Genomic DNA, 4,365 nt, shown 5'->3' with positions numbered 1-4,365 from the left:
GCAATGGCGTGCAGGTCGACGGCGTCGAGGGTCCGGCTGCGCGTGCGGGGCTGCAGCGCGGCGACATCGTTCTGCGGGTCGGCGACACGGATATCACGAGCGCGAAGCAGTTCGCGGAAGTGACCGCGCAGCTCGATCCGCAGAAGGCGGTTGCCGTGCTGGTGCGGCGCGGCGACAACACGCAGTTCATCCCGTTGCGCCCGCGCCAGAAATAACGCGCACGCCATGTTTACGCTCTACGGCCGCGGCTGGTGCCACCTGTGCGACGACATGCGTGACGCACTGGCGCCGGTCGCGGCCGCGTTCGATGTGGCGGTGGAATACATCGACATCGATGCACACGAAGCGCTCGTCGCGCGCTATGACGAGGACGTCCCCGTGCTGCTGCTGGACGGGACGGAAGTGTGCCGCCATCGCTTCGACGAGGCGCGCGTTCGGCGTGCGCTGGCGTCGCGGCGTCGGGGCCCGGACGAGCCCGACGGCAAAATGCCGCCCCGAGAGGGGCTTTTCGGCTAAAATAGGCTGTTTTTTCACCGACTTACAAGGCGTGCTCCGCGGTCGTCGAGCGCGCCTTTTTCGCTTGATCGGCACTGAATGGATCATATTCGCAATTTCTCGATCATCGCGCACATCGACCATGGCAAGTCGACGCTCGCGGATCGCATCATCCAGGTATGCGGCGGCCTGTCCGACCGTGAAATGGAAGCACAGGTGCTCGACTCGATGGATCTCGAGCGCGAGCGTGGCATCACGATCAAGGCGCAGACCGCCGCGCTCTCGTATCGTGCGCGCGACGGCAAGGTGTACAACCTGAACCTGATCGATACGCCTGGGCACGTCGACTTCTCATACGAAGTGAGCCGCTCGCTGTCCGCATGCGAGGGCGCGCTGCTCGTCGTCGATGCCAGCCAGGGCGTCGAGGCGCAGACGGTCGCCAACTGCTACACGGCGATCGAGCTGGGCGTCGAGGTCGTGCCGGTGCTGAACAAGATCGACCTGCCGGCCGCGAATCCCGAGAACGCGATCGAGGAGATCGAGGACGTGATCGGCATCGACGCGACCGACGCGACGCGCTGCAGCGCGAAAACGGGTCTCGGCGTCGAGGACGTGCTCGAGGCGCTGATCGCCAAGGTGCCGCCGCCGAAGGGCGATCCGGACGCGCCGCTGCAGGCGCTCATCATCGACTCCTGGTTCGACAACTACGTCGGCGTCGTGATGCTCGTGCGCATCGTCAACGGCACGCTGCGTCCGAAGGAGAAGATCAAGCTGATGGCGACCGGCGCGCAGTATCCGGTCGAGCACATCGGCGTGTTTACGCCGAAGTCGCGCAATCTCGAATCGCTGTCGGCGGGGCAGGTGGGCTTCATCATCGCCGGCATCAAGGAACTGACGGCCGCGAAGGTCGGCGACACCGTCACGCACGCGACCAAGTCGGCGCCCGAGCCGCTGCCGGGCTTCAAGGAAGTGAAGCCGCAGGTGTTCGCGGGCCTGTATCCGGTCGAGGCGAACCAGTACGACGCGCTGCGCGAGTCGCTCGAGAAGCTGAAGCTCAACGATGCGTCGCTGCAGTACGAGCCGGAAGTGTCGCAGGCGCTCGGCTTCGGCTTCCGTTGCGGCTTCCTCGGCCTGCTGCACATGGAAATCGTGCAGGAACGGCTCGAGCGCGAATTCGACATGGATCTCATCACGACCGCGCCGACCGTGGTCTATGAGGTCGTGCAGAGCGACGGTTCGACGATCATGGTCGAGAACCCGGCGAAGATGCCGGAGCCGGCGCGGATCGCGGAAATCCGCGAGCCGATCGTCACCGTGAACCTGTACATGCCGCAGGATTACGTCGGCTCGGTCATCACGCTGTGCACGCAAAAGCGCGGTACGCAGATCAACATGCAGTACCACGGCCGGCAGGTGCAACTCACGTACGAAATCCCGATGGCGGAGATCGTGCTCGACTTCTTCGATCGTCTGAAATCGGTGTCGCGCGGCTACGCGTCGATGGACTACGAGTTCAAGGAGTACCGCTCGTCGGACGTCGTGAAGGTCGACATGCTGATCAACGGCGACAAGGTCGATGAGCTGTCGATCATCGTGCACCGCTCGCAGTCGCAGTACCGCGGCCGCGAAGTTGCCGCGAAGATGCGCGAGATCATCCCGCGCCAGATGTACGACGTGGCGATCCAGGCCGCGATCGGCGCGCACATCATCGCGCGCGAGAACATCAAGGCGCTGCGCAAGAACGTGCTCGCCAAGTGTTACGGCGGCGACATCACGCGAAAGAAGAAACTGCTCGAGAAGCAGAAGGAAGGCAAGAAACGCATGAAGCAGGTCGGTTCGGTCGAGATCCCGCAGGAAGCGTTCCTGGCGATCTTGCGAGTCGAAGACAAATAACAGGACTGATCCTTTTATGAATTTTGCGCTGATTCTTTTTGTGCTCGTCGGTTTGACGGGCGTGGCGTGGGTTGCCGACAAGATGGTGTTCCTGCCGCAGCGCCGGCGGGCGGCGGATGCGGCGGTCGAGGCGTTCGACCGTCAGCAGTCGCGCATCGACAAGCGGTTCGCCGACGAGAACGCGACGCAGACCCGTTCGAAGCTGCGCGACGAGAAGCTGCGCCAGCCGTGGTGGCTCGAGTACACGGCAAGCTTTTTCCCGGTGATCCTCGCCGTGTTCGTCGTGCGTTCGTTCGTCGTCGAGCCGTTCAAGATCCCGTCGGGCTCGATGGTGCCGACGCTGCTCGTCGGCGATTTCATCCTCGTGAACAAGTTCGACTACGGCCTGCGCATGCCGGTCACGAACACCAGGCTCACGCAGGGCCGTCCGCTCGAGCGCGGCGACGTCGTCGTGTTCCGCTATCCGAAGGACGAATCGGTCGACTACATCAAGCGCGTGATCGGCCTGCCGGGCGACACGGTCGCGTACCAGGACAAGCAGCTGACGATCAACGGCAAGCCGGTGGCCGAGACGGCGCTGCCCGACTACTTCGATGAAGAACGTCAGAACTACGCAAAGCAGTTCGAGGAATCGCTCGACGGCCGCAAGAACGCGATCCTCAACAATCCTGCCGTGCCGCCGTTCGTGATGGGCGCATACGACTATCCGTATCGCGACAACTGCACGTACAACAGCCGCGGCGTGATCTGCAAGGTGCCGCCGGGCCACTACTTCATGATGGGCGACAACCGCGACAACAGCGCGGACAGCCGCTACTGGGGTTTCGTGCCGGATCAGAACATTGTCGGCCGCGCGTTCTTCATCTGGATGAACTTCGGCGACCTGAAGCGCATCGGTTCCTTCAACTGATCGCGATCGATTCACACGCAATACGGGGTGCACGGGCCGCGCCGCGTATTGCAGAACGATTTTAATAACCGGCGGTAACACCGCTTCGTCACGCCTTTTCGGGGCCGGCCGCGTCGTTTCGACGATACCGGCGCCCGCGTTATACTCCTGCACATGCCCCTATCTCAGTTGGAAAGCCGGCTGCGCTATGAATTTCGCAATGCGGAATTGCTGCGCCAGGCTTTGACTCATCGCAGTCACAGTGCCACGCATAACGAGCGGCTCGAGTTTCTTGGCGATTCCGTTCTCAATTGCGCGGTGGCCGCCCTTTTGTTTCAGCGCTTCGGCAAGCTGGACGAAGGCGATCTGTCGCGGGTGCGGGCCAATCTCGTCAAGCAGCAATCGCTGTACGAAATTGCCCAGGCCCTGAATATTTCCGACGGCTTGCGCCTGGGCGAGGGCGAACTGCGCAGCGGCGGTTTCCGGCGCCCGTCGATTCTCGCCGATGCGTTCGAGGCGATCATTGGCGCCGTGTTCCTCGACGGCGGCTTCGATGCCGCGCAGGGCGTCATCAAACGCCTGTACGTGCCGATTCTCGACCATATCGATCCGCTCACGCTCGGCAAGGACGCAAAGACGCTGCTGCAGGAGTACCTGCAGGGCCACAAGATCGCACTGCCGGCCTATACCGTCGTCGCAACGCATGGTGCGGCGCACAATCAACAGTTCGAAGTCGAATGCTCGGTGCCGAAGCTGGACATCAAGGTGTCCGGTTCCGGGGCGAGCCGCCGTGCGGCCGAGCAGGCCGCGGCGAAGAAGGCGCTCGACGAGGTGATGGCGGCCGCGCCGTTGCTGTCCGCGAAGCCGAAGCGCTCGAAAAGTGCGCGCGCAGCCAAGCACGTGGAGCCGGAAATCGTGCCGGGCGTAAAAGGTATCCAGGAAGCGCTCGATTTGCGTTCGCCCGAGCGCAAGGAGCGTGCCGCGGCGGCGCGTGGTGAAACGAAGGCGGCGGCCGAGCCGTCCGCGGGCGGGGTGGCCGAGCAGCCGGAGCGCGCTGCGGCGCCTGCGCCCAGTTTCGCCGTGCGAGG

The 4,365-nt window shown here is 63.6% G+C and carries 5 protein-coding genes; all 5 read left to right on the top strand.

Features of this window, described 5'->3' with window-relative positions; all coding sequences use genetic code 11:
* Nucleotides 1-215, top strand: a 215-nt coding sequence (locus KH616_RS21975) for a PDZ domain-containing protein (RefSeq protein WP_292251270.1), incomplete at its 5' end; no start/stop codon positions are given.
* Between the two features lie 10 nt (nucleotides 216-225).
* Nucleotides 226-516, top strand: a complete 291-nt coding sequence (locus KH616_RS21970; RefSeq protein ID WP_292251268.1) for a glutaredoxin family protein — start codon at nucleotides 226-228, stop codon at nucleotides 514-516.
* 78 nt (nucleotides 517-594) lie between these two features.
* The gene (gene lepA / locus KH616_RS21965; RefSeq protein WP_292251266.1) at nucleotides 595-2,388 is read left to right on the top strand and encodes a translation elongation factor 4; all 1,794 of its coding nucleotides are present in this window, start codon (nucleotides 595-597) and stop codon (nucleotides 2,386-2,388) included.
* A gap of 16 nt (nucleotides 2,389-2,404) precedes the next feature.
* Entirely contained in the window at nucleotides 2,405-3,298 is an 894-nt protein-coding gene (gene lepB, locus KH616_RS21960) for a signal peptidase I (RefSeq protein WP_292251265.1), read from the top strand.
* Between the two features lie 153 nt (nucleotides 3,299-3,451).
* The coding region (gene rnc / locus KH616_RS21955) for a ribonuclease III (RefSeq protein WP_292251262.1) at nucleotides 3,452-4,365 on the top strand (914 nt) is incomplete at its 3' end.

This window comes from Burkholderia sp. (genome assembly GCF_018375725.1).
GTDB lineage: Bacteria > Pseudomonadota > Gammaproteobacteria > Burkholderiales > Burkholderiaceae > Burkholderia.
The sequence above is the reverse complement of the archived record's forward strand: the minus strand, read 5'-3'. Positions and strand labels throughout refer to the sequence as shown.

What these genes read in the sequence shown, in the direction of transcription:
- lepA (WP_292251266.1), top strand. Translation starts at nt 595, where the DNA reads ATGGATCATATTCGCAATTTCTCGATCATCGCGCACATCGACCATGGC.
- KH616_RS21970 (WP_292251268.1), top strand. Translation starts at nt 226, where the DNA reads ATGTTTACGCTCTACGGCCGCGGCTGGTGCCACCTGTGCGACGACATG.
- lepB (WP_292251265.1), top strand. Translation starts at nt 2,405, where the DNA reads ATGAATTTTGCGCTGATTCTTTTTGTGCTCGTCGGTTTGACGGGCGTG.